Genomic DNA, 766 nt, shown 5'->3' on the forward strand with positions numbered 1-766 from the left:
ACTTCGGCCAGAACTCTTGCGCCTTGCCCTCCAACCGGTAACCCAAAAGATCGTCCGGCGGTCAACTGGTTGAGTATTCGGTCTATTTGGGCTGCAACGGTTGAGTTGGACCGGCTGAGGTCTTTAATTAGGTTTTCGAGGCGGTGATGATAAACGTGTTCATAGAAACTGGAGACATCCGTTTGAATCACAATCGCACCGTCTTGCAACAAGGCGGCCTCTACCAGAGTGGCTTCTCTGTACGCTCTCCAGGACCGTGACGGGTCAAAGTACGAAGATTTTGAGGAGTCCAGCCGGTAAGAGTGAACGCGATGACTCCGCTGTGGCTCGTTAGCTTCAGCAATTGCCAACCCGATCCCGTTTAAATACAGGTTCCAAAAGGGATGCAGTTTGGTCGTAATGCGAAATCCGTGAGACCCCGACGGCACGAGGAGCCGTTCGGACCCGACAGTGAGTTCGTTAATGAAGTTCTTTGCGTCCTTGAATGATTTACCATCGAGAAGTGTGAATAAATCGAAGCATATTTGAGCTAGATCCTCGGATTTGTCCCGTACAAACGAGGAATCGATGTCGTAAGGAAGCGTATCGTTGTCCCCACTTTTGCCTATCTCGTATGCCGCTTGAACAAAGTGCTCGAGCTTAACTTCCATCATATGTCTTTCATCACATTGCAGGATCGGAAAAGTAGATCAGTGCAGTTAGCATTTCAATGCAAAGCTGCGCAGTACTTTCGGTACTTCCTATTGGTTTGCAAAGGGTACCTAGT

1 pseudogene is annotated in these 766 nt (G+C 49.0%); it reads right to left on the bottom strand.

Annotated features, from left to right (window positions below):
• Positions 1-653, bottom strand: a pseudogene (locus tag AB4Z23_RS27410) (reverse transcriptase); the annotation flags it as partial.
• Between the last annotated feature and the right edge of the window lie 113 nt (positions 654-766).

Source organism: Agrobacterium sp. MCAB5, from assembly GCF_052114365.1.
Lineage (GTDB): Bacteria > Pseudomonadota > Alphaproteobacteria > Rhizobiales > Rhizobiaceae > Agrobacterium > Agrobacterium tumefaciens.